Annotated in this window: 23 protein-coding genes and 1 pseudogene; 19 read left to right on the forward strand and 5 right to left on the reverse strand. The window is 68.8% G+C overall.

Features of this window, described 5'->3' with window-relative positions; genetic code table 11:
* The first annotated feature begins 44 nt into the window (after positions 1 to 44).
* Together ACWETB_RS13310 and ACWETB_RS13315 are read left to right on the forward strand one after the other, a co-directional pair.
* Positions 45 to 566 (forward strand): gamma carbonic anhydrase family protein, encoded by a 522-nt coding sequence (locus tag ACWETB_RS13310; protein WP_449743851.1) that lies wholly within the window; start codon positions 45 to 47, stop codon positions 564 to 566.
* Positions 567 to 568: 2 nt separating this feature from the next.
* Positions 569 to 1246 carry a uracil-DNA glycosylase gene (locus ACWETB_RS13315; protein WP_449743850.1) on the forward strand — a complete coding sequence of 226 codons (678 nt, stop codon included), beginning with the start codon at positions 569 to 571 and terminating at the stop codon, positions 1244 to 1246.
* Between the two features lie 28 nt (positions 1247 to 1274).
* Here the strand turns inward: ACWETB_RS13315 and bluB are convergent, their stop codons facing one another.
* The 3 genes and pseudogenes from bluB to rpmB form a co-directional block, all read right to left on the reverse strand.
* On the reverse strand, positions 1275 to 1931 hold the full coding sequence (gene bluB, locus ACWETB_RS13320) for a 5,6-dimethylbenzimidazole synthase (RefSeq protein WP_452211642.1): 657 nt from the start codon (positions 1929 to 1931) through the stop codon (positions 1275 to 1277).
* Positions 1912 to 2653 (reverse strand): annotated as a pseudogene (locus tag ACWETB_RS13325) (enoyl-CoA hydratase/isomerase family protein). The gene bluB and the pseudogene ACWETB_RS13325 overlap by 20 nt, the downstream one beginning before the upstream one ends.
* Before the next feature lie 224 nt (positions 2654 to 2877).
* Positions 2878 to 3069 carry a 50S ribosomal protein L28 gene (gene rpmB / locus ACWETB_RS13330; RefSeq protein WP_020792652.1) on the reverse strand — a complete coding sequence of 64 codons (192 nt, stop codon included), beginning with the start codon at positions 3067 to 3069 and terminating at the stop codon, positions 2878 to 2880.
* 332 nt (positions 3070 to 3401) lie between these two features.
* On the opposite strand from rpmB, the gene ACWETB_RS13335 reads away from it, so the two are divergent.
* The 4 genes from ACWETB_RS13335 (at position 3402) to ACWETB_RS13350 (ending at position 8681) form a co-directional block, all read left to right on the forward strand.
* Positions 3402 to 5033 (forward strand): DAK2 domain-containing protein, encoded by a 1632-nt coding sequence (locus ACWETB_RS13335; RefSeq protein ID WP_449743888.1) that lies wholly within the window; start codon positions 3402 to 3404, stop codon positions 5031 to 5033.
* On the forward strand, positions 5033 to 7288 hold the full coding sequence (gene recG, locus ACWETB_RS13340) for an ATP-dependent DNA helicase RecG (RefSeq protein ID WP_452211553.1): 2256 nt from the start codon (positions 5033 to 5035) through the stop codon (positions 7286 to 7288). Before ACWETB_RS13335 ends, recG begins: the two co-directional genes overlap by 1 nt.
* Positions 7289 to 7292: 4 nt before the next feature.
* Positions 7293 to 7997, forward strand: a complete 705-nt coding sequence (locus tag ACWETB_RS13345) for an HNH endonuclease family protein (RefSeq protein WP_452211644.1) — start codon at positions 7293 to 7295, stop codon at positions 7995 to 7997.
* A gap of 72 nt (positions 7998 to 8069) precedes the next feature.
* Complete coding sequence (locus ACWETB_RS13350; RefSeq protein ID WP_452211555.1) at positions 8070 to 8681, forward strand: GNAT family N-acetyltransferase; 612 nt, start codon at positions 8070 to 8072, stop codon at positions 8679 to 8681.
* A 54-nt stretch (positions 8682 to 8735) separates the two neighbouring features.
* Here ACWETB_RS13350 and ACWETB_RS13355 read toward each other — a convergent pair whose 3' ends face one another.
* Entirely contained in the window at positions 8736 to 9428 is a 693-nt protein-coding gene (locus ACWETB_RS13355) for a fasciclin domain-containing protein (protein ID WP_449743845.1), read from the reverse strand.
* A gap of 174 nt (positions 9429 to 9602) precedes the next feature.
* Between ACWETB_RS13355 and ACWETB_RS13360 the strand changes: the two genes are divergently transcribed.
* The 12 genes from ACWETB_RS13360 to holA all read left to right on the forward strand — a co-directional run bounded on the left by ACWETB_RS13360 (position 9603) and on the right by holA (position 22654).
* Complete coding sequence (locus ACWETB_RS13360) at positions 9603 to 11222, forward strand: molybdopterin-dependent oxidoreductase (RefSeq protein WP_452211557.1); 1620 nt, start codon at positions 9603 to 9605, stop codon at positions 11220 to 11222.
* 125 nt (positions 11223 to 11347) lie between these two features.
* Positions 11348 to 12619 (forward strand): glutamate-5-semialdehyde dehydrogenase, encoded by a 1272-nt coding sequence (locus ACWETB_RS13365; RefSeq protein WP_452211559.1) that lies wholly within the window; start codon positions 11348 to 11350, stop codon positions 12617 to 12619.
* 14 nt (positions 12620 to 12633) lie between these two features.
* Positions 12634 to 13545: an AAA family ATPase gene (locus tag ACWETB_RS13370; protein ID WP_452211561.1), complete on the forward strand. Its 912-nt coding sequence runs from the start codon at positions 12634 to 12636 to the stop codon at positions 13543 to 13545.
* A 22-nt stretch (positions 13546 to 13567) separates the two neighbouring features.
* Entirely contained in the window at positions 13568 to 14995 is a 1428-nt protein-coding gene (locus ACWETB_RS13375; protein WP_452211563.1) for a vWA domain-containing protein, read from the forward strand.
* A 49-nt stretch (positions 14996 to 15044) separates the two neighbouring features.
* The gene (gene nadD / locus ACWETB_RS13380) at positions 15045 to 15851 is read left to right on the forward strand and encodes a nicotinate-nucleotide adenylyltransferase (RefSeq protein WP_452211565.1); all 807 of its coding nucleotides are present in this window, start codon (positions 15045 to 15047) and stop codon (positions 15849 to 15851) included.
* Positions 15852 to 15918: 67 nt separating this feature from the next.
* Positions 15919 to 16380, forward strand: a complete 462-nt coding sequence (gene rsfS / locus ACWETB_RS13385) for a ribosome silencing factor (RefSeq protein ID WP_452211567.1) — start codon at positions 15919 to 15921, stop codon at positions 16378 to 16380.
* A complete protein-coding gene (locus tag ACWETB_RS13390) occupies positions 16377 to 17090 on the forward strand; it encodes a histidine phosphatase family protein (protein ID WP_452211569.1) in 714 nt (237 codons plus the stop codon). The genes rsfS and ACWETB_RS13390 overlap by 4 nt, the downstream gene beginning before the upstream one ends.
* 5 nt (positions 17091 to 17095) lie before the next feature.
* On the forward strand, positions 17096 to 17845 hold the full coding sequence (gene octT / locus ACWETB_RS13395) for a diglucosylglycerate octanoyltransferase (protein WP_452211571.1): 750 nt from the start codon (positions 17096 to 17098) through the stop codon (positions 17843 to 17845).
* Positions 17846 to 17926: 81 nt separating this feature from the next.
* The gene (locus ACWETB_RS13400; protein ID WP_348806721.1) at positions 17927 to 18790 is read left to right on the forward strand and encodes a DegV family protein; all 864 of its coding nucleotides are present in this window, start codon (positions 17927 to 17929) and stop codon (positions 18788 to 18790) included.
* A gap of 406 nt (positions 18791 to 19196) precedes the next feature.
* Positions 19197 to 20150 carry a ComEA family DNA-binding protein gene (locus tag ACWETB_RS13405; RefSeq protein WP_452211573.1) on the forward strand — a complete coding sequence of 318 codons (954 nt, stop codon included), beginning with the start codon at positions 19197 to 19199 and terminating at the stop codon, positions 20148 to 20150.
* Positions 20151 to 21689, forward strand: coding sequence for a ComEC/Rec2 family competence protein (locus ACWETB_RS13410; RefSeq protein WP_452211575.1), 1539 nt, complete (start codon positions 20151 to 20153; stop codon positions 21687 to 21689).
* The gene (gene holA, locus ACWETB_RS13415) at positions 21677 to 22654 is read left to right on the forward strand and encodes a DNA polymerase III subunit delta (protein ID WP_452211577.1); all 978 of its coding nucleotides are present in this window, start codon (positions 21677 to 21679) and stop codon (positions 22652 to 22654) included. The genes ACWETB_RS13410 and holA overlap by 13 nt, the downstream gene beginning before the upstream one ends.
* A gap of 192 nt (positions 22655 to 22846) precedes the next feature.
* On the opposite strand, the gene rpsT is transcribed toward holA, so the two are convergent.
* Entirely contained in the window at positions 22847 to 23107 is a 261-nt protein-coding gene (gene rpsT / locus ACWETB_RS13420) for a 30S ribosomal protein S20 (RefSeq protein ID WP_348806724.1), read from the reverse strand.
* A 264-nt stretch (positions 23108 to 23371) separates the two neighbouring features.
* Here rpsT and ACWETB_RS13425 point away from each other — a divergent pair, with 264 nt between their 5' ends.
* Positions 23372 to 24535 (forward strand): sulfotransferase family protein, encoded by a 1164-nt coding sequence (locus tag ACWETB_RS13425; protein WP_452211579.1) that lies wholly within the window; start codon positions 23372 to 23374, stop codon positions 24533 to 24535.
* The last annotated feature ends 51 nt before the right edge of the window (positions 24536 to 24586 follow it).

Genomic DNA, 24586 nt, shown 5'->3' on the forward strand with positions numbered 1-24586 from the left:
GTGGGTGGGCCAGGTCCCGATCGCCGGGTGATTAGATCCTCGGTATGGCGATTTACGCACTCGATGACCGAGTACCCGATCTGGGTGAAGATGTCTACGTCCACCCCGACGCGACCGTCATCGGTGCGGTGACATTGGCCGACGGGGTGTCGGTGTGGCCGGGCGCGGTGCTGCGCGGCGACTACGGCACGATCACCATCGGGCGGCGCACCAACATCCAGGACGGCACCGTCATCCATTGCACACCGGTCGACCCGACGGTGATCGGTGCGGGATGTGTGGTCGGCCACAATGCGCATATCGAGGGCGCCACGATCGGTGATCACTGCCTGATCGCGTCGGGATCGGTGGTGCTCAACGGATCCCGTATCGGGGAGGGTTCCATCGTCGGCGCCGGAGCGGTGGTGCCGTTCAACGCCGAGATCGGCGAACACTGCATGGCACTGGGTGTTCCGGCGCGGGTGCGGGAGGGATACCGGGTTCCGGTCGGGCACATCGATCTGAACGTGGACATGTACTTCCACAACGCGACGCATTACCGGACCGCGCTGCGGAGGATCGACTGACGATGGCGCCCAAGTCCCTTGCCGAACTGATCGACCCGGGTTGGGCCCGGGCGCTGGAACCGGTGGCAGATGTGATCACCGCGATGGGACAGTTCCTGCGCGACGAGAATGCGGCGGGCCGTGGCTATCTGCCCGCCGGGCAGAATGTGTTGCGCGCCTTCACCCAGCCCTTCGACGAGGTCAAGGTTCTCATCGTCGGGCAGGATCCGTACCCCACACCCGGACATGCGGTGGGGTTGAGTTTCTCTGTGGCGCCTGATGTTTCGCCGATTCCGCGGTCACTGGCCAACATCTACACCGAGTACTGCGAGGACCTCGGGTACCCGCGTCCGGCTACCGGCGACCTCACACCGTGGTCCCGGGCGGGAGTGTTGCTGCTCAATCGCGTCCTCACCGTCGCCCCTGGGCAGCCGGCATCGCATCGGCGCAAGGGCTGGGAGGCGGTCACCGAATGCGCGATCAAGGCGCTGGTGGATCGTGACGAGCCCCTCGTCGCGATTCTGTGGGGTCGCGATGCGGCCGATCTGGCGCAGTGGATGCCGGACGTCCCCACGATCATCTCCGCGCACCCGTCGCCGCTGTCGGCGAGCCGCGGATTCTTCGGATCACGGCCGTTCAGCCGCGCCAACGACGAACTCGCCGACCTCGGCGGCGAACCCGTCGACTGGCGGCTGCCCTAACCGGCGTCGTCCGCCCGGGGCCGGTGGTTCAGCGGATGAATCTGCGCGTGTTCGGATCGGTACGGGCCTGCCATCCGACGCGTTCGAGTTCGGGTACCTCGCCGGTGGTTTCGGGATATCCGAGGCAGAGGTAGGCGGTGAATCGCCACGAGTCGGGCACCTCCAACGTCGCGGTCGCGGCGTCGGCGTCGAGGATCGACACCCAGCCCAGGCCGATCCCACGGGCCCGCGCGGCGAGCCATAGTGTCTGGATCGCCGCGACGGAGGAGTAGGCGAGTGTCTCCGGCATCGTGGCGCGGCCGAGACCATGCCCCTGAAGGCAGGTCTCGTCGGTGAACACCGCGAGGTGCACGGGCGCCTCGTCGAGCCCGGCGAGTTTGAGGTCGGCGTAGGAGCGGGCCCGGTCCCCGTGGTAGCCGGCGAGGGCGTCGGCGTTGGCCGCGACGAAGTTCGCGCGGATCTGCGCACGGGCCGACGCCGAGGAGACCTCGACCCATCGCCAGGGTTGCGAATTGCCCACCGACGGAGCGAGTTCGGCGCGCTCGAGAATCGACTCGACCAGTTGTGGGTCGAGTGGGTCGATCCGGAAACGACGGACGTCGCGACGCAACCGGAGCAGCACGTCGAGCTCGGCGAGGAAGTCGGGTCCGAAGCCGGTCTCGGCGTCAGTGTCCGCGTGCGGCACCGAAATCCGGACGTCGCTTCCCGAGGAAGGCATCGACACCCTCGGTGCCCTCCGGTTCGCCGCTGCGCGCCGAGATCGACGCCGCCTCGGCCGCAAGATGTTCGGCGAGGGAATCGGTCGTCGACGCGGTCAGCAGTCGACGGGTGGCCGACAGAGCGGAGCGGGGGCCGGCGGCGAGTTTCTCGGCGACGGCCGCGGCCTCGGCGGCCACCTCGGTGTCGTCGACGATGCGGGAGAGGATCCCGATCGCGAGGGCTTCCTCGGCGTCGATCACGCGGTCGCTCAGGATGATGTCGCGTGCGCGCGCCAGACCGACGACGCGGGGCAGCATCCACGACATCCCACCGTCCGGGGTCAGCCCGATACCCGGATAGGCCGGCCGGAGTTTGGTGCCGGCACCGCCGATGGCGATGTCGGCATGCAGGACGATGCTCATACCCGCGCCGGCCGCCCAGCCGCTGACCGCGGCGACCACCGGGCGGTCGGCGGCGGCGAGCGCCAGGACGAAGGCGTGGAAATTGTCGGCGAGATCCCGCAGGTAGGTCGGGCGGTGCGCGGCCGCGGCGAAGGCACGGACATTACCGCCGGCACAGAAGTTCGCGCCGGTTCCGCGCAACAGGATCGCACCGACCTCACGTTCGCCGGGCCACCTCGTGCAGGGCGGCGGTGCCGTCGGCCAGGGCACGGTCATCGAGGGAGGTTCCGGCGGCCGGACTCGACATGGCGATCGTCAGGACCGATCCCGTCTGGGTCACGGGTGAGGTGGTCGGGGTGTCGACGGAAGGGGTGTCGACGGAGGGGGTGTCGACGGTTGCTGCGGTATCGGTGATCCCTGTCATACGGTCACCTTATCCTCGGCATGCAAAAGACCCGACCCCGGGCCGAGCGTTTGCTCGGTGGGTCGGGTCTGCTCGACGACATCAGCTGGTCCGAGGACCACCGATGATCAGACGAGGGTGGTCTTTCCGGCCTTCAGGCAGGAGGTGCACACGTTCTTGCGCTTCCGGTTGCCCGGGGCGACCTCGACGCGGACCGACTGAATGTTCGGGTTCCAGCGACGGTTGGTGCGGCGGTGCGAGTGCGAAACGGACTTGCCGAAGCCCGGACCCTTGCCGCAGACGTCACAGACGGCAGCCATATCGAACTCCTCGAGGGTAAATGGATGGTGTTCTCTTCTCGGCCCGCCGTCGGAATGGGAAGCGATCGGCGCGTGCCCGAAGGGCATCAACCGAAACGACCACCACGACTCGCGGCAAGGCAACCCTGCAAGGATAGCGGGAGGGCGGCGCCCCGACCAAATCCGGCCCGCGCAGCGCGAGGTGATCGGGCGGCCGTCGCGGGGTCGTCGGAGTCCACGAGTAATCTCGACCACAGTTCTTCGGACGTGGCGGCGGGTGGGGAGGTCCGCCTCATCTGCAGGGTATCGAGGAGGTGGATGTGGCGGCGTTCGACGGTGGTCTGACGCACACGATGAGTCCGCAGTTGTTGCGTGACTGGGCACAGGCCTGCGCCGACGGCCTCGAGGCCGTGCGCGGCGAGATCAACGACCTCAACGTGTTTCCCATCCCGGACTCCGACACCGGCAGCAACATGGCCTTCACCATGGCCGCCGCGGCTGCGGCCGTCGCCGACCTTCCCGCCGATGCCGCCCTCTCGGTGGTCGCGCGGTCCCTCGCCGACGCGGCGGTCGCCGCTGCGCGAGGCAACTCGGGAATCATTCTCTCCCAGGTCCTCGTCGGTGTGGCCGACGCTGTCGAACTCGCCGCGCCCGGTGAGTTGAGCCTGTCGTACCTTGCGAGCGCGGGCCTGCGGCTGGCCGGTCTGGCCGCACGTCGTGCGGTCAGCGAACCCCGCGAGGGCACCGTCCTGACCGTCATCCGGGTGGCGGCGGAGACCGCGAGCCGCCATGCCGACGACGCGCCTGCCGACCTCGTACGCGCGGTCGCCGACGAGTGCGCCCTGGCCCTCGACGAGACCACCGCCCAGCTTCCCGAGTTGGCCTCGGCCGGCGTCGTCGACGCCGGTGCCCGCGGCTTCCTCGTCATCCTCGACGCGATGGTGCTCGTGGTCACCGGGGTGGCGGCACGCCGACGGCGGTACCGCGGCTCTCTGATGGGTGGCGGCCTGCCCGGCCACCCGGATCAGGACACGTGCACCGGAGCCTCGGAGATGGATTTCGAGGTGATGTACCTGCTCGACCGCGCGGCGAGCGAGTCCATCGGGGTGCTGCGCGCCGAGCTCGACGAGATCGGTGACGCGGTGGTCATCGTCGGCGACAGTTCCGGCGGCGACGGGGAACGGTTCTCGGTGCACGTGCACACCTGCGAACCGGGGCGCGCGGTGGAGGCTGGGCTCGCCGCGGGCGCCCTGTCGGAGATCCGGATCAGTTGTTTCGCGCTCGACGCCATCCGCTCCCAGATCGACACCGCCGAACCGCCGCCGCGGCACAAGCGGGCCATCGTGACCATCGTCAAGGGCGAGGGCGCGGCGTCGTTGTTCGCCGACGCCGGCGCCGCGGTGATCCGCGCCGACGACGGCGTCACCGCCGAGGAATTGACCCGCGCCATCCGCGCCACCGACGCCGCACACGTGGTGGTGATGGCCAACGGGTCGATGACCAGTCAGGACCTGGTGTCGGTGGCCGCCGAGGTCCGATCGAGCCAGCGTTCGGTGGTGTCGCTGCCGACCTCGTCGATGGCGCAGTGCCTGGCGGCGCTGGCCGTCCACGACCCGAGCGAATCGGCCGACGCCGACGCCTACGCGATGGCCGAGGCCGCCGCGGGAGCCCGTTGGGGTTCGCTGCGTCGCGCCGAGGTCAGGATGATGACGTTGGCCGGCACCTGTGAGGTCGGGGATGTCCTGGGACTCATCGGTTCCGACGTGCTGGTGATCGCAGCCGATCAGACCGGGGCGGCGACGGCCCTGATCGATCTGATGCTCGCCACCGGTGGTGAGCTGGTCACCGCCCTCGTCGGTGCCGACGTCGATCCGGGCGTCGTCGAGGCGCTCGATGCGCACCTCCGGCGTAACTTTGCCGGCGTCGAACTCGCCACCTACGACACCGGTCAATCCGACGATCTCATCCAGATCGGGATCGAATAGTGCTGGATCTGTCGGATCCGCTCGACGGCATCTTCGGGCCCACGACGCTGGCCGGCCTCGAGTCCATCGGGGTGACCACCGTCGGGGCGCTGGTGCGGTACGCCCCGCGCCGGTGGGTGCGGCGCGGGCAGGTGTCCCAAGCGCAGGATATCGAAGCGGGGGAATGGCTCTCGATCGTCGGGGAGGTCGTCAGTTCCGCCACGAAGCGGATGACGACCCGTCGCGGCAGCTTCCTGAAGGTGGTCGTGAAGGACGACCGGCAGGTGTACGAGGCCACGTTCTTCAACGCTGCGGCCATCGGTCGCATCATGGTTCCCGGAACCCGGGTGATGCTCGCCGGAACCGTGAAGTTCTTTCGCGGGCAACCACAGTTGACACATCCGCAGTGGCTGTTGCTACCCGCGGACGACGATCCCGACGGCAAGGTCAGGGGCTCGGCGATGCTGACCGAGTTGTGGGACTTCGAGCGGGACCGTCTCGGCGACGATGGCGGGGCACCCAACCCGGCGACGATCTTCGAGCGGCCGATCATGCCGATGTACCCGGCCACCAGCAAGATCCAGAGCTGGGAGATCTGGACGGCGGTGCGGCAGGTGCTGGATATGCTGGGGCCGCTGCCGGAGGCCCTCGACGAGAGCGAGCGGCGCCGGCGTGACCTGATGACGACCGACGAGGCGATCCGCACGGTGCATCTGCCCGATCGGATGTCGGAGGTCGACGCGGCGCAGGACCGACTCAAGTTCGACGAGGCCCTGGCGATCCAGCTGGTGCTCGCGCAGCGTCGGCTGGTGGGCCGCGACGCCGCGGCGCCGGCCTGCCCGCATGTCGACGGCGGTCTCGAAGATCGCCTGCGGCAACGGCTTCCGTTCACCCTGACGCGTGGTCAGGTGACGGTGTCGGAGGACATCGACGTCGACATCGCGCGTACCGAACCGATGAACCGCCTACTCCAGGGGGAGGTCGGATCGGGTAAGACGCTGGTGGCGCTGCTCGCGATGCTGCGGGTGATCGATTCGGGCCATCAGTGCGTGCTGATGGCTCCCACCGAAGTCCTTGCCGGACAGCACTTTCGGTCGATCACCGCGATGCTCGGCGATCTCGGATACGGGGAGCGGATCGATGCGGCCGAGGGTGCCACCGCCGTGGCGCTGGTCACCGGGTCGATGAAGACCAAGGAGAAACGGCAGACGCTGCTCGATGTGGTGACCGGGAAGGTCGGCATCATCATCGGCACACACGCACTACTCGAGGAGAACGTCACCTTCTTCGATCTCGGACTGGTCATCGTCGACGAGCAGCATCGTTTCGGTGTCGAACAACGGGATACGTTGCGCGGCAGGGGTCGTGACGGTGCTGTTCCGCATCTGCTGGTGATGACCGCGACACCGATTCCCCGGACCGTCGCGATGACCGCGTTCGGTGATCTCGACACCTCGGTGCTCGCCGAGTTGCCGGCCGGTAGGCAACCGATCACCAGCACCGTGGTACCCGCGGACAAACCGGCATGGGTGGCCCGGGCATGGGAGCGGGTCGGCGAGGAGGTCGCCGCCGGGCGCCAGGTGTATGTGGTGTGTTCGCGGATCGGTGAGGATCCCGACGCGCCGGCCGCACCGAAGAAGAAGGCCGCCGCGGCCCCGGACGACGACACCATCTCGGTTGTCGAACAGTACGAGGAACTCCTCGCCGGGCCCCTCGGCACACACCGTATCGGGCTGCTGCACGGACGGATGGCGTCGGAGGACAAGGCCGCCGTCATGGATGCGTTCTCGCGCGGCGAGATCGACATCCTGGTGTCGACGACGGTGATCGAGGTCGGCGTCGACGTCCCGAACGCGACGACGATGGTCATCATGGACGCCGAGCGGTTCGGCGTCAGCCAGCTACATCAACTCCGTGGCCGCGTCGGCCGCGGGGGACTACCGGGCCTGTGCCTGTTGATGACCGGGATTCATCCCCAATCGCCGACCATGCAACGGTTACGGGCCGTCGCCGCGACCAATGATGGATTCACACTCGCCGAGATCGATCTGACGCACCGAAAGGAGGGTGATGTCCTTGGCTCGCTGCAGTCCGGCGCCAAGACGTCACTGCATTTCCTGTCGCTGCTGGAGGACGGCGACGTCCTCGCCGACGCACGTGCCCTCGCGCAGCAGGTGGTCGCGGAGGATCTCACGTTGCGCGACCACCACGAGATGGCTGCGCTGGTCGGTTCGATCCTGGTGGCGGACAAGATCGACTACCTGGACAAGTCGTAGTGGGCTGAGCACCCCGCAGATCAGCTGGCCAATTCGGCGCTGGGCCGTTCTGATCGCGGTGGTGGGCACCGTGGTCGCCGTCGCGGTGACAGTGAACCTCGACCGACCACCCGCCGACGACGGACTTCGCGCGGCCGCTTACCACGCGCTCACCGTCCTTGCCGGTGTGCCGATTCTTGCGCAGCGACCCTCCCGCGACGACTATCAACGCACCGCCTTCGGGACCGCGTGGAGTGATGCGGTGTCGGTGACCGGCGGCGGCAACGGTTGCGACACACGAAACGACATCCTGTCGCGGGACCTGGCCGAGCAGACCACCGGCGCGGTGCGCAGCTGCCCGACGGCGGTGCTCGCCGGCGAGTTCCGTAGTCCCTACACCGGCGATCACGTCACCTTCCGGCGCGACCGCGCCGCCGGCGCGGTGCAGATCGATCACATTGTCCCGCTGGCATATTCCTGGGACATGGGGGCGTGGTCATGGCCGGCGCGACGCCGCGCGGACTTCGCCAACGACCCGGCGAACCTGGTGGCGGTGGATGCCGCATCCAACCAGGACAAGAGCGATTCCGAACCCGCCCGCTGGATGCCGGAGCTCTCGGGATTCCGGTGTCGGTACTCGGTCCAGTTCGTCGAGGTGTCCGCCGGATACGGGTTGTCGCTGGATGCGGGCTCGGTGCGGGTGCTGCGCGATGCACTCGAGGACTGCTGAGAACCCATCGGCTGAGCACCCATCGGCGCAAAACGTCGTCGCCGACGGCGATGATCTGGTCCCATCGAGATCATGGGATGGAACCTCTCCACGGGATGGACCTTCCGCCGTCTGACCCGAGCCGACTTCGGCCTGCTCGGCGAATGGCTGGCCGATCCCGAGGTGGCGCGCTGGTGGTGCCACGACAGTGATCCCGCGGCCGTCGAACGTGACTTCGGTGCCGGCGTCGACGGTGACGAACCCGGCGAGGATCTTATCGCCGAGATCGACGGGCGGGCAGTGGGTCTCGTGCAACGCAGTCGTGTCGGCGACTATTCGGAGGACGAGGCGCATTTCCGTCGGTTGCTCCCCGACCTCCCGGTGGGCGCTCGCACCCTCGACTATCTCGTCGGTGCGCCGGCCGACCGCGGTCACGGCGTCGGTGCTGCGATGATCGATGCCGCCGCCTGTGACGCCTTCGACAGATACCCGGACACACCGTGCGTCGTCGTCGCCGTCGTGGCCGCGAATCGTCGGTCGTGGCGGGCCTGTGAGCGGGCCGGGTTCCGGATCGTCGCGACCGGAGACATCCCGCCGGACAACCCGATCGACGACCCGCGTCACCACATCCTGCGGCGCGATCGCGGCGATCACGCCGAGCCGGACTCCTGTTGCGGGAATCCCGTTGAGCCACAAACTTGTTGACCTCGATCCGTGGCCGGCGCGGCCACCTCGGTGCGCCGGCCACGACGGTGGCTGTCAGTTCGGGGGCATCAGCACGGTGTCGACCAGATACACCGTGGCATTCGCGGTCTTCACCCCACCACACACGACCGAGGAGGAGTCGTTGACCTTGATGTCGTCACCCGACCCGGTGACGGTGACCTCCTGACCCTCCAGGGTCTTGTGGGTACCGTCGATCTCCGACGGCGGAACCTGGCCGGACACAACGTGATACGTCAGGATCTTGGTCAACATCGCCGAGTCCGTCTTGAGGCTGTCGACCGTGGCGGCGGGCAGCTTGGCGAACGCGTCATCGGTCGGCGCGAAGACCGTGTACTGCCCGTTGTTGAGGGTGTCGACCAGGTTGACCTGAGGATTCAACTCGCCGGAGATGGCCTGTGTCAGGGTTTTCAGCATCGGATTGGCGGCTGCCGCGGTCGCCAGCGGGGCCGTCGCCATCCCGTCCACCGACGCCGGACCGGTCGGATTGGCGGCCGCGTAAGCGGCACAACCACTTCCGACAAGATCCGCAGCGGGGGCGGCGCTGCTCATCGCCGAGCCCGACATCGGCATCGATGACATGGGCATCGACGACATCCCCGTCATCGACGACATGTCGCCGGTCGACGACGACGAATCGGAATCGCTGGAACAGCCGGCGACGAGCCCGGCGCCGAGCACGAGAGTCGCTGCGGCCATGGTGATCCGGGTGGATGGTGTGAAACGCATGGGGAATTCCCGTCTGTGGACGTGAGGGCCGGCCTGTTGGCCGGTCTCATAGGGTGATTCGGGCGGCGGCGTCGGGCGGATGGGTCACCGACGAGAATCGCCCGAAATCGACGCCCTGCTCGCCGGCCCGGCGCCCGACCCATCCGAGTCGTGTCGGCGGTCGAATGCCCGGGCATGACCCGACAACTCGATGTGCACGGCACGCAGCACGACCGGCCGGCGGCCGGACAGGTGAGCCGGCCACGCGCCGCGGTGGCCGGTGTCCTGGCGGTGGGCGCGGGGCTGGCGGTCGGGGATCTGTTCGCGGCCCTGATCGCGCCGCGGGCCGCGCCGATCAGCGTGGTGGGGGCGCTGCTGGTCGACCACGCACCCGCGTTCGCCCGCGAGTGGGCCATCGACACGTTCGGGGTGCACGACAAGATCGCGCTGCTGATCGGCGTCGGTGCGGCCGTCGTCGTGCTGTCCGCCGTCGCCGGTCTGGTGTACCCCCGCGCTCCGCTTGTGGCGGTGGGGTTGGTGGTCGCCTTCACCGCGGTCGGAGTGACCGCCGGAGTACTGCGTCCCGCCGGCACCTGGCTCTATGTGCTGCCGCCGCTGATCTCGGGGGTGGTCTGTGCGGTGGTCCTGGTGCTGTTCGGCCGGTCGGCGATCCGGTCTGCGCGGGATGCGGCCGGGCACGACACCGGTGATGACCCTTGTGGCGGGCATCCGAGGATTGCCGCCGGATGGTCGCGGCGCCGATTCCTCGGCGTGGCGGTGGTACTGGCCGGGGCCATCGCGGCAACCGAGTATGCGGTACGCGCGATCTCGGCCGCCGGTGGCGCGATGGCCGAACGGATGAGACTACGACTGCCCGGCGCAGCCGACCCGGCGCCGCCGATCGGAGACGGCGTCGACATCGGTGTGCCGGGCACCACCCCTTTCCTCACATCGGCCGCGGACTTCTACCGCATCGACACCGCGCTCGCGGTGCCGTCGCTGACCACCGACGAGTGGTCGCTGCGGATTCACGGCATGGTCGACGAGGAGGTGACACTGACGTGGGAGGACCTCACCGCACTACCGGCGATGGAGCGAATCGTGACCCTGACGTGTGTCTCCAACGAGGTGGGCGGAGACCTGGCGGGTAACGGTCGCTGGCTGGGGTACGCGATGCGGCCGCTGCTGGAGCGGGCCGGGATCCACCCGGACGCCGACATGCTGTTGTCGACGAGCGTGGACGGGTGGACGGGCGGCACCCCGCTGTCGGCGGTCCGTGACGGTCGTGACGCGATGCTGGCGATCGGACTCAACGGTGAGCCGTTGCCGTTGGAACACGGCTATCCGGTGCGGCAGGTGATTCCCGGCCTCTACGGCTACGTCTCGGCATGCAAGTGGGTGGTCGACTGGGAGATCACGCGCTTCGATCAGGCGCAGGCCTACTGGACGCGACGCGGGTGGGGCGTGCGGGCGCCGATCAAGACCGCCTCCCGCATCGACCGGCCGGCCCCGCTGGCGGTCCTGCCGCCCGGCCCGGTGGTCGTCGCCGGTACCGCATGGGCACAGCATCGCGGGGTGCGTCGGGTCGAGGTCCGCGTCGACGGCGGACCGTGGCAGACGGCGAGACTCGCCCGCGAGTACTCCACCGACACGTGGCGGCAATGGTCCTGGGAGTGGGACGCCGCACCGGGACTGCACACCGTCGAATGCCGGGCCACCGACGCCACCGGTGCCACTCAACCGGAGGATCGGGTGCCGCCCATCCCCGACGGCGCCACCGGATGGCACAGCCGGGTCTTTCGGGTGCAGGACTGACCCGATCGCGTGCGGACACCGGAATGTGGGAGTCGGGGTCGTCGTTGGGTGAGGGGCACACCGCACGTAGTCTGGTGGTCGACATAGTCCGCGCCCGACCGTGCGAGATCCCCCGGGAGGAACCGATGAGCGCACCCGCCGTGAGCCCCGCCGACACCGACGTCGAGCTGGCGGTCACCGCGCTGGCCAAGGCCGCCAAGTCCGCGTCACGATCGCTGGGCCGCCTGACCACTATCGCCAAGAACGAAGTGTTGATCGCCGCTGCCGATGCGATCGAGGCGGCCACCGAGTCGATCGTCGCCGCCAATGCCGACGACCTCGAGCGCGGGCAGGAATTCGGTATGGAGGACAGTCTCCTGGACCGGCTGCGCCTGACGCCCGAACGCGTCGCGGGCATCGCCGGTGGACTGCGGCAGGTGGCGGCTCTACCGGATCCGATCGGTGAGGTGATCGCCGGCAAGACCCTGCCCAACGGGCTGCGGTTGCGTCAGGAACGCGTACCGCTCGGTGTGGTCGGCATCGTCTACGAAGCGCGGCCCAACGTCACCGTCGACGCCTTCGGCATCGCCTTCAAATCCGGCAACGCGGTGCTGCTGCGCGGATCGTCGTCGGCGGCGTCGTCGAACGCCGAACTGGTGCGCATCCTGCGGGAGGTGTTGCGCGACAACGGGGTGACCCCGGATGCGGTGGCGTTGCTGCCCAGCGAGGATCGGTCCAGCGTCACCGCACTGATCCGCGCCCGCGGGCTCGTCGACGTGGTGATCCCGCGCGGCGGTGCGGGTCTGATCCAGGCGGTGGTGGCGGGTGCCACGGTGCCCACGATCGAGACCGGCACCGGCAACTGCCACGTATACGTTCACGCTCTCGCCGACGTCGACGTCGCGACACGTATCGTCCTCAACGCCAAGACGCGGCGGCCGAGCGTCTGCAATGCCGCCGAGACCGTGCTCATCGACAAGGCGATCGCGGCCGAGGCGATGCCGAAGATCACCCAGGCCCTGCGGTCGCAGGGGGTGGTGATCCACGGCGACGAGGCGGACATGGAACCCGCCGACGACACCGACTGGGCGGAGGAGTACCTGTCCCTGGATATCGCGATGAAGGTCGTTGACGACATCGACGCCGCGATCAATCACATCGACACCTACGGCACCGGACACACCGAGGCGATCATCACCACGGATCTGGCTGCGGCACAAGAGTTCACCGACCGGGTGGATGCGGCCGCAGTGATGGTCAACGCGTCGACCGCGTTCACCGATGGTGAGCAGTTCGGCTTCGGCGCCGAGATCGGTATCTCCACGCAGAAGCTGCATGCCCGAGGGCCGATGGGGCTGTCGGAGCTGACCTCCACCAAGTGGGTCGTGTGGGGCGACGGCCACATCCGGCCGGCGTGAGGGGAGTCGACGTCATGACTGCCACCGAATCGTCTGTGCAGCCGTCGTTTTCCGGCGTTCCCGATGTGGCCGCCCGGCTGCGCGACACCGGGTATCTCGCCGACGACGCGACGGCCACCGCCACCTTCCTGGCCGACCGGCTAGGCAAGCCGCTGCTGGTGGAGGGGCCGGCCGGCGTCGGCAAGACCGAACTCGCCCGCGCCATCGCGGCGGCGACCGACGCCGAGTTGGTGCGCCTGCAGTGCTACGAGGGTATCGACGAGGCCCGCGCGCTCTACGAGTGGAATCACGCCAAGCAGATCCTGCACATCCAGGCCACCGGCACCCGTGACTGGGCCGAGGCGAAGACCGACATCTTCTCCGAGGAGTTCCTGTTGCCGCGGCCGCTGCTGACCGCGATCTCACGGCCGGGGGCGACGGTGCTGTTGATCGACGAGATCGACAAGGCCGACGTGGACATGGAAGGTCTGCTGCTGGAGGTGCTGAGCGATTTCGCCGTCACGATCCCGGAGATGGGGACGGTGGTCGCGGCGCGACGTCCGGTGGTGTTGCTGACCTCCAATGCCACCCGTGAGTTGTCGGAGGCTCTCAAACGTCGCTGCCTGTATCTCTACATCGATTTCCCGGATGCCAAGCGGGAGAAGGAAATTCTGGCGTCCCGGGTGCCTGCGCTGTCGGCTTCGCTGGCGGCGGAACTGGTGCGCGTCGTCGGCGTGCTGCGCACTCTCGACATCCGCAAGAAGCCGTCGGTCGCCGAGACCATCGATTGGGCGAACACGCTGCTGGCCCTCGGTGTCGGTGACGGCGTCGAGGGTGCCCCGTCCGGGCGGGGTCTGGACAACGGACTGATCGCGCGGACCCTGGGCGTGGTGCTCAAGCATCGGCCGGATCTGACGACAGCGATCAAAGAACTCAAACTGGGGTGACACCTCGGGATCGGAGGCGGTGATGGGTGTCGAGGTGCAGACCGCGCCGTTCATCGCGCATCTGACGGGCTTCGTGGACGAGTTGCGTCGCCGCGGGATGGTGGTGGGTCCGTCGAATCTGATCGATGCGGCGCGCGCGGTGGAGGTGCTCGACCTGCTCGACCGCACCAGTCTGCGCGAGGGCCTGGCCGCCACCCTGCTCGACGATCATCTGCATCGTCCGGCCTTCGATCGGCTCTTCGATCTGTGGTTCCCCGCCGCACCCGGTGCGCGGACTGTCGTCGACGAGTTGCCGACCACCGAGGACGGTGAGGTCGACATCGCGGCCACGCGGGATGCGCTGGCGGCGTTGCTCGCCGATCCGGAGGCCGACTCCGACGGCCGTCTCGATGCGATGGTCGCCGAGATCGTCGAGCAGCTCGGGCGGTACGAATCGGTTCGGGGTCAAGCATATTCGGCGTATCAGGCGTTGTCGTCCATCGATCCGCAGACCCTGATCGCGCGGATCGCGGCGGCCATGGCCGGTGGGGCCCCGGCCGATCTCGAGGTCGGTACCGAACCGATGTTCCGTCGCGCCGCGCGGGATCGGGCGGCTGCGGTGCGGGCCGCGATCGAGCGGGAGACGCAGCGTCGGATGGCCGGCCGCAATGGTCGTGAACGGGTCGGGCAGTATGCGGTGCCGTCGTTGCCGGAGAACATCACCTTCCTCACCGCGGGTGCCAGGGAGCAGGCGCAGTTGCGTCGGACGATCGATCCGCTGGCGCGGTTGTTGGCGTCTCGTCTGGAGATCCGTCGTCGACGCGCCCATCGGGGTGCGGTGGATGTGCGGTCGACGTTGCGTGCGTCGATGTCGACCGGGGGAGTGCCGATCGACCTGCGGCACCGCAAACCGCGGCCCGGCAAGCCCGAGCTGATCGTGATCTGTGACGTGTCGGGGTCGGTGGCGGGGTTCTCGCAGTTCACCCTCAATCTCGTGTACGCGCTGCGTCAGCAGTTCTCCAAGGTGCGGGTGTTCGCCTTCATCGACACCGTCGACGAGGTGACCGATCTCTTCGACCCGCGCAACGACGCCGATGTCGGCTTCGGTGGTGACGCGAAGGCGGCGATGCACCGGATGATCTCGACCGCCCGGCTGATCACCCGCGACGGCCACTCCGACTACGGGAACATGTTGCGCGGGTTCGTCGACGAGTACGCCGATTCGTTGACCCATCGTGGCGCGTTGCTGATCCTCGGTGATGCCCGCACCAACTTCGGGTTCGCGCGGGTGGAGTTGCTGGCACAGCTGGTGGAACGGGCCCGCCATGCGTACTGGCTCAACCCGGAGGAGGGGCGCGACTGGGGCACCGGCGACTCCGCCGCCGATGAGTATGCCGAGGTCATCGACATGTTCGAGTGCCGCAACGCCACGCAGTTGGCGAAGGTGATCGGCGAGTTGCTGCCGGTATGAGCGCCTTGATCGGCGGCTCGCGCCGCCCGACCGGCTAGACTGACCCTTCATGTCCTCCGACCGCCCGCAGGTGCGCCGTCGTATCGGTGTGATGGGTGGGACGTTTGATCCCATCCACAACGGTCACCTGGTGGCCGCCAGTGAGGTCGCGCACCGGTTCTCGCTGCATGAGGTGATCTTCGTGCCGACGGGGCGGCCGTGGCAGAAGGTGGCCGACGCCGGGAGCGGAGCGAGCGGGTCGAGTGTGGCCGACGCCGGGAGCGGAGCGAGCGGGTCGAGTGTGGCCGACGCCGGGAGCGGAGCGAGCGGGGCCGATGGGTCTGAGGGCGCTGCGACGGCGTCCGGCGAGGATGATCACAGCCGGTCGGTGAGTCCCGCCGAGGATCGGTATCTGATGACGGTGATCGCCACGGCGTCGAATCCGCGGTTCTCGGTGAGTCGTGTGGACATCGATCGGGAGGGTTTCACCTACACGGTCGACACCTTGCGTGATCTGCGGGCGATCCTGCCCGATGCCGAGTTGTACTTCATCACCGGTGCGGACGCGTTGGAGTCGATTCTGGGCTGGCAGAACTGGGAGGAATTGTTCGAGCTCGCGAATTTTGTGGGTGTGTCTCGCCCCGGATATGAGCTCAATGCCAGCCATCTGGCCCAGCACCTGCAGAAGTTGCCGCCGGATACCCTGCAGATGCTGGAGATCCCGGCCCTGGCCATCTCGTCGACGGAGTGCCGTGAGCGGGCGGCGCAGGGCCGCCCGGTGTGGTACCTGGTGCCCGATGGTGTGGTGCAATACATCGCGAAACGTCGGTTGTACCGTCCGCTCCGGAATAATTCGCCGAGGGTGTCGGCGCCGTGACGGAGGTATCGGTCGTCGGGTGTTCGGCACCGACGGCAGTGGAGTGCAACGCAGTGAAAGGACTTGTGTGACTGCATCACCGGAGGCATTGGCGATGGCGCGGGTGGCCGCGTTGGCGGCCGAGGACAAACTCGGCCATGACGTGTCGGTCATCGATGTGTCCGAGCAACTCGTCATCACCGACCTGTTCGTGATCGCATCCGCCGACAATGAGCGGCAGGTCAATGCGATCACCGACGAGGTCGAGGACAAGATGCGCGAGGCGGGATATCAACCGGTGCGCCGCGAGGGTACCCGCGAAGGTCGTTGGGCACTCTTGGATTACATCGATGTGGTGGTCCACATCCAGCACAGCGACGAGCGTGCGTTCTATGCGCTCGAGGCGTTGTGGAAGGACTGTCCGACGGTCGAGATCACCGCTGAGTCCGATACCGCCGAGTCCGATACCGCCGAGTCCGATACCGAGGTGTCCGACCCCGGGGTGTCCGATACCGAGGTATCCGACCCCGAGATCGGTTCCGGACAGTGAGCGGCGACCCCGACCAGGGGGATACCTCGGTCGAACGGCTCACGCCGGTGGTGCGTCGGTTGATTCTGTTGCGGCACGGCCAGACCGGGTACAACGCGACGAGCCGGATGCAGGGACAGTTGGACACTGATTTGTCCGAACTCGGTGTGCAGCAGGCGAAAACGGTCGCCTCGGCTCTCGCCGAGAAGAATCCGATCAGCATCCGGTCGTCGGATCTGCGTCGTGCCCGGGACACGGCGGAGGCGTTGGCGCGGGCGACGGGGCTGGACGTGAGCACCGACGAGCGGTTGCGTGAAACCCATCTCGGTGACTGGCAGGGGATGACGCATCTGGAGGTCGATGCGGCGATGCCGGGTGCGCGTGCGGTGTGGCGTGACGATGCGACGTGGCGTCCGCCGGGTGGGGAGAGTCGCGTCGACGTGGCGGCCCGGTCGGTGCCGGTGGTGGCCGAACTGGTTGCGGCAGCGCAGGATTGGGGTACCGGTGAGTCGGGCGAGGGTCCGGTGGTGCTGGTTGCCCACGGTGGGATCATCGCGGCGTTGACAGCGGCGTTGCTGGATCTGCCGGTGGCGCGGTGGCCGGTGCTCGGCGGCCTGGCCAACACGAGCTGGGTGCAGCTGTCGGGGCACGGCCCGGCGGGTGAACCGCCGAAGTGGCGTCTGGATGTCTGGAATGCCTCGGCCGAGGTGGCCGATTCGGCGATCCAGTGACGTCGGTGTCGACGGGGGAGCGGCGGACGGGTCCGGTCGGGGAGCCCGGGCTGTTGGTGCTGTCGGATTCCTTGGCGTATTACGGTCCTGCCGGTGGGCTGCCCGCCGACGACGAGCGCATCTGGCCGTCGATCGTGGGGCGACGGCTCGGCTTGCGGACCCGCCTGTTCGGTCGGGTCGGCTGGACCAGTCGTGACATCTGGTGGGCTTTGACGCAGGACCCGAACATCTGGGCGGCGGTCCCGAGCGCCCGGGTGGCGATCTTGGCGGTGGGTGGCATGGACAGTCTGCCGTCGCCGCTGCCGACGGCGCTGCGGGAGCAGATCCGCTATGTGCGCCCGGCGCGCTTGCGGCAGGTCGTGCGTGACGGCTATCAGTGGGTGCAACCGCGGGCGTCGCGCGCGGGGTGGCCGATGGCGTTGCCGCCGCGTGTCACCGTCGAGTACCTCGAGAAGGCGCGTGCGGCACTGTCCCACCTGCGGCCCGATCTGCCCATCGTCGTGTGTCTGCCGTCGACGCATCGCAGCCCGTACTACGGGCACGTGCATTCGGGGCGCATCCCGACGACCGCGGCGATGCGACGGTGGGCTCGTGAGCATGACTTGCCGATCGTCGATCTCCATCCGATCACCCGTGATGCCTTCGCCGATCCGGCGGCCGAGATGAATCCGGACGGCATCCACTGGGGCTTCGACTGCCATCGTCAGATCGCCGACGCCGTCGCCGCGGTCGCGGAGACCGCACTCCGCCGATGAGGCGGGTGCGTCATGTCCGGGGGTGCCGCGGTGATCTGCACCGTCGACAGCGGATGTGGATGCACCGGCTACCGTAGACGGGTGCCTGTCGTTGTCGTCACAGATTCCTCGTCGCGGATCCCGCAAGCGGTGGCCGATCACTACCGGATCTCGGTGGTGCCGTTGCATTTGGCGCTCGACGGCGACGATTTCCGGGAGGGCGTCGACGACATCCCCGACGACCTGATCACCCGTGCCGGGGTGACCACCTCGGGTGCCAATCCGCGGGAGTTGACCGAGGTATTCGGCCGGGCGGTGGACGCCGGCGCAGGTGACGGTGTGGTGGCGGTGATGATGTCGCGGCGCTTGTCCGGCACCTGGAGTGCGGCGCGGTTGGCGGCCGAGGAGTATCCCGGGCAGATCCGGGTGGTGGACTCGCGTGCGGTGGGGCTGGGACTGGGGTTCGCGGCCATCGGGGCCGCTCAGGGGGCCGCGGCCGGTGACGATCGCGACCGGGTGTACGAGGCCGCGATCCGGCAGGCGTCGGTGACGGAGTCGATGATCTGTGTGCAGAATCTCGACAATCTGCGCAACAGCGGACGGATCAGCGCGGCCAGCAAACTGCTGGGATCGGCCCTGTCGATCAAACCGATCCTGGCGATCGACGACGGCCTGCTGGTCCTGCGGGAGAGGCAGCGTACCTTCTCGAAGGCGATGTCGCGGATGGTCGACGCCGCCGTCGAGTTCGCCGACGGCCGCCCGATGACCCTCGGTATCCAGCACTGTCAGGCGCCCGACCTCGCGGCCGAGGTCGCCGAGACCCTGCGCGGTCGACTCCGCGGGGTGACATCTCAGCTGACCGTCGATCTGGGACCGATCCTCGGCAGCCACATCGGGCCGGGCGCGGTCGGGGTGGTATTGACCAGCCATCTCGACCCGATCGTGGGCGCCGACGACCTGTCCTGACGCCGACGGCGCCGCGTTGCGCGACGAGCGACTGTCCACAATCGGGCCTGCGTCCACAGGATCGGGCGGGCCGGGCGAATGCGCACGATCGGGGCGAGGGTGATCTCCTACCGTCGTCGCCATGAGCGATTCGGCACAGATCCCTCGATCGGGCGGCGATGGCGGACACCGCAACCCTCGACGCCGATCCGCGCTGGATCGATTGGCCGCGGTCCCCGCCCGGCAGGTGGTCGGCCGCGCAGCGCCCGGAGGTGACGGCCCCGACCCGGGCGATGCGGATTCCCCCGTTCCGGATCATCGTGCACCGGACCACGGCGAGCCCGACCATGTGCCTCCAGAGTACGTGCCTCCAGAGTATGTTCCTCCAGAATATGTTGCGCCCGAACATGATTCCACCGAGGAAGATGTGGATGGTGACGCGGGGCCCGGCCCGGGCGGTGATGGCGACGGGTGGCCCGAGGTGGCGACGCCGGCCTGGCTGACCCCGGCCGGCGGATCGCCTCGTTCGTCGTCGCCGTTGTCGTCGCCGCCGTTGTCGTCGTCGCCCGGTCCGACCGGTTTCGGGATCGGTGACCTCGATGATCCCGACGGGCGGGACGACGATGACGAGCCGGACGGCGATCCGCCGGCGCGGCGGTTCGCGGTGGCGCCCCCGGCGGCCATCGCCATCATTCTGATCGGCATCATCGCCTGTGCCGCAGCAGGATTCGGACTTCTTCGGACATCGGAAGCGGCCCCGGCCGTGGACTTCCCGGCACCGGGGGCGAGTTCACCGCCGGCACCGGCGCCGGCGTCACCGGGCGCCTCGGCATCCTCGGAGGTGGTGGCACCGCCGACGCCGACGGCCACCCTGGTGGTCAGCGTCGTCGGGCTCGTCCACCGTCCGGGACTGGTGACGCTGCGGTCCTCGGCCCGGGTGGCCGATGCGATCGCAGCCGCGGGCGGTGCGCGCCCGGGTGCCGACACCGTGTCGCTCAATCTGGCTCAGGTGCTGCGGGACGGCGATCAGGTGCTGGTCGGGTATGCCGGGCCGGAAGGGCGGATGACGATGCGCAGTGCTGTCGTGTCGGGTGCGGGAACCGCTTCGAGCGCAACGGATTCCGGGACCGCATCAAGCGGGGCACCGGGCTCCGGCGCGGGTGGGTCGGGTGCGACGGCGTCCGGTGGTGGGCTGGTCAATCTGAACACGGCGTCGGAAACCGAATTGGATGCGTTGCCGGGTGTCGGGCCGGTGACCGCCAAGGCAATCATCGAGTGGCGCAGCCGCAGTGGGGGATTCTCTTCGGTGGATCAGCTCGGCGAGGTCGACGGAATCGGTCCGGCCCGCCTGGCCAAGCTGCGCGATCTGGTCACCGTGTGAATGCGGGACGCGGATGCGCGGTTGGTGGGGCCCGCGGTGGTGGTCTGGGCGGTGACGGCGCTCTGCCTGTCGTGTTCGCCGGCCGGAGCGATGACGGTGGCCGTGATCGCCGCGGTCGGCGGGGTCGTGATGGCCGGGCTGTGGTGGTCCGGGACCCTGCGGTGGGATCTCGTCGGCCCCGTGGTGATCTGTGCGGGACTGGCGGTGAGCGCCGCGACTGCCATCGCGTTGCGGTTGGAAGTGTCCGATCGTCACCCCGTCACCGACGTGCACGGCAAGACGACGATGGTGATCACGCTGCGTGAGGATCCGACCGCGTTCGGTCCGGCGGCGGCGGGACGGATCCGGGCCCGGGTCGAGATCGAGACCCTGGCCCGTCGGCCGGTCCGGCGGGCGAGTGCCGAACTCACCGGACGAACCGAGGACTGGGTGGGGCTGGTGCCCGGACAGCGGTTGCAGGTGGTGGTCTCGGTGCGTCCACCCCGCCCCGCCACCCTGTCGGTGGCCCGACTTGACGCGGTCGGAGCGCCCCACCTCCTCGGCCGTCCGCCGCCGCTGCAGCGGGCCGCTTCCCACATCAGGAACCGTCTGCAGCAGAGCGCGTCCCGTGCGTTGGCCCCCGACGCGTCGGGACTGTTTCCCGGGCTCGTCCTCGGCGACGAGAGCGCGGTGTCCGAGGATCTGCGGGAGGACTTCCGCGCCGCCGGACTGCTCCATCTCACGGCCGTCTCCGGCGCCAACTTCTCGCTGGTGGTGGGTGTGGTGATCGTGGCCGTGCGGCTCGCGGGTGGTTCGCCCCGGGTGGTCGCCGTCGCGGGGGCGGTGACGATCCTCGGATTCGTGATTCTGGTGCGGCCGTCGCCGAGCGTGCTGCGTGCCGCGATCATGGGCGCCGTCGGCCTGCTGGCGGTGCTGTCGGCGCGGCGCGCGCAGGCGTTGCCGGCGCTCGGTGCCGCGGTGATCGGTGCGGTGTTGTGGTGGCCGGAGTTGTCCAGGGAACCGGGATTCGTGCTGTCGGTGGTGGCGACCGCGGGACTGGTTGTGCTGGCGCCGGGATTGCGCGACGGACTGCGGCGAATTCGGGTTCCGGCCGGGGTGGCGGAGCTGGCGGCGATGGCCATCGCCGCGCAACTCGTGTCCGCGCCGATGATCGCGTATCTGACGGGGACCGTGAGTGTGGTGTCGGTGGTGGCCAATGTGGCGGTGGCGCCGGTGGTGGCGGTGATCGGGCTGGTGGGCACGTCGGCGGCGGTCGTCGGTGCCTTCGGCGTCGACCACGGGCTGCCGATCATGGTCTCGGAGTTCCTGATTCGCACGATGGCACCGGAGATGTGGTGGCTGATCTGCTGCGCGCGTCACCTCGGTGGGCTGCGGTGGGCGGTGTTCGAGGTGCCCGACGGCGCGATGGGCGCGCTGTGGGTCGGGGTGGCCACGGTGGTGGCGGCGGTCCTCATCCGGTTCGGTGCACCGCATGGCGTTGCGGTGGGGCGAGGAGCCCTCGCCCGGTGTCGGCGCGGTCTGGCACGATGGGCGCCGTGACCGAACGTCTGCATCTGCTCACTGGCGACGACGATTTCCTGACCGGCCGCGTCGTCGACGCCGTCGCCGCCGAACGCTCGGCGGCGAGTGGGGTCGACGTGCCCGTGACCCGGGTGCGGGCCGGCGATGTCACCGGTCCCGAGCTGGCCGAACTGCTCAGTCCGTCTTTGTTCGCCGACGAGCGGATCGTGGTGATCGAGTCCGCCGCCGAGGCGGGGAAACAACCGGCCGCGCTGATCGCCGAGACGGCACGCGCTCTGCCCGGCGGCATCACCCTGCTGGTGATCCACACCGGCGGCGGCCGGGCCAAGGCGTTGGCCGGCGATCTGCGCAAGGCCGGTGCCGTCGAACACGAATGTGTCGCGCCCCGGTGGCCGTCGGAGCGGATTGCCTTCGTACGCAACGAGTTCCGCACCCTGGGGGTGCGGGTGTCCAACGACGTCGTGGAATTGATCGTCGAGTCGGTGGGGGCTCAGCTTCGAGAACTGGCCGCGGCGTGCAGTCAGTTGGTGGCCGACACCGGCGGCAAGGTCGACGAGGACTCGGTGCGTCTGTACTACCAGGGCCGGCCGGAGGTGACGGGATTCGAGGTGGCCGACAAGGCCGTGGCGGGGGATCGGTCGGGAGCGCTGGAGTCGTTGGCCTGGGCGATGCATCACGGTGTCCCCCGCGTGCTCCTCGCCGATGCGCTCGCCGAGGCCGTGCACGCCATCGCCCGGGTCCGGGCCCTGGGCAACGTCGACGCCTCCGCGGCCGCCGAACTCGGCATGTCACCGAAACGCGTGAAGAACGCCCAGGCGCAGGGCCGGGCGTGGGATTCGGAGTCGATCGCCGCGGCGGTGGTCGTGGTGGCCGGCCTCAACGGGGATGTGAAGGGTCAGGCTGCCGACGCGGACTTCGCACTGACGGACGCCGTGGCGCGGGTGGCCTCGCTGCGTCCGGGTGGCCGGCGCCGCGCCGGCTGAGCGAGGCGAATTCCGGCGCATCGTCGCCCGACCTGCTCCAGTACTCGGCGTCGCGTCGACATGTCGTGGCGCCACCACGCACTCCACCCCGGTGACCGCGTGGGAGTCACCGGGGTGGAAGGTGCGTGTCAACGTCCCGGCGCTGCCGCTCGGTTGGGGCGCGCTGCGGGCCGTTGTCGGCTCAGTCGAGGATCAGAGCTTGTTGAGAGCCAGCGCCATCGCCGACTTCTTGTTGGCGGCCTGGTTGGCGTGGATGACGCCCTTGCCGGCAGCCTTGTCCAGCTTGCGGCTGGTGCTGGCGAGGAGCTCGCCGGCCTTGTCCTTGTCGCCGGCGTCGACGGCCTCGCGGAATCCGCGGATGGCGGTACGCAGCGACGAGCGCACCGACTGGTTGCGCTGACGGCGGACCTCGTTGGTCCGGTTACGCTTGATCTGCGACTTGATGTTTGCCACGCGTGTCTACCTCGTCTGTTCGTTCGGTGTTGTTGGTCGTTCGGTGTCTGGTCTTCGTCGGCGGGTTCCGGAGTTGCGCTCGCGCGCCGCGTCCGGGTCCAGCCCCGAGCAGGTCGGATACGGTGGCCAGGGACGGTCCGGATCGACACTGCGACAGCGATCGAGTTTACCAGCCGGAAACCGGCGCACCCAAATCGTCGCGGGAGCACCTCCGGGGCGGTGCACAGTGAACGTAGGGGAATCACCGCTACGGTGACTCCCATCATGTCAGTTGTATACATCCATGTAGGACTTCCCAAGACCGGCACCACCCATGTGCAGAACCGGCTCTGGCGTAACCGTGACCTCGCGCTGCGGGAGTCCGGACTGCTGTATCCGGGCAACTCGATGGCTGATCACTTCCACGCCGCCGTTCATCTGCAGCCCGAGCGGTATCTGGACTGGGTCGATCCGGCGTTCGCCGACGTCTGGCCGACGATGGTCGCTCAGATGAAGGCGTGGCCGGGGTCGTCGTTGATCTCTCACGAGTTGTTTTCGACGGCCAACGAGGCACAGATCGCGACCCTGCTCGACGACGTGTCCTTCGCCGACGAGGTGCACGTGATCGCCACCGTTCGTGACCTCGCCCGCCAGCTTCCGTCGTCGTGGCAGGAGAATGTGAAGAATCAGCGCCGGGCCTCGTTCACCGAGTTCGTCGAGTCGGTGCGTGCGCATTCGCGGCCGGGGCCGGGGCAACCCGCTCCCGCCGACCTGCCCGCCGGTGTGGCGGTCGAGGAGGAACCCTTCTGGGAATTCCAGGACTACGTCGCGATCCTGGCGCGATGGGCCGCGCAGGTCGGCGGCGATCGGGTCCACGTGGTGACGGTGCCACGCACCCGCGGGGTGGCAGGTGACGGCCTGTGGGAGCGATTCCTGGGTGTCCTCGGCGTCGATCCCGACCCGTTGACCGTTGAGGTGGCCGAGCTGAACCTGTCGTTGTCGGCCGCGCAGGCGGATTGCGTCCGCGCGCTCAACCTGCGGCTGCAGCCCGAGGACATCGAGTGGCAGCGCTACGAGAACATCGTCAAGAAGATCGTCGTCGCGCAGATCATGGGCGCTCAACCCCGTGGGCCGGCGCAGGGACTGTCGGCATCACACCGGGTGTGGGCGGCCAACCAGGCCCAGGCGATGACCGCCGCGATCACCTCGGCCGGATACCGGGTGGTCGGCAGCATCACCGATCTCGGGGTGAGCCGTGACGTCGACCCGGCGACGGTCGAACCGTCCACCGACGAGGTCCTCGATGTGGCACTGGACACGTTGGCCGAGGTGATCAAGGTCATGCCGATCCCGGTCGAGGCGCGGCGTCTGCGCACGCGGGCGAAGGATGTCGTGCGGCGCTCCCGACGACGCCTGCTCGGCCTGCGGAGGGTTTCGCGGGACGCGTGATGGTGGTGGTGGCCGCGACGCGCGGCCCGACCACCATGCCGAGTCGGGCGA

It is taken from the genome of Gordonia sp. NPDC003950, from assembly GCF_053605205.1.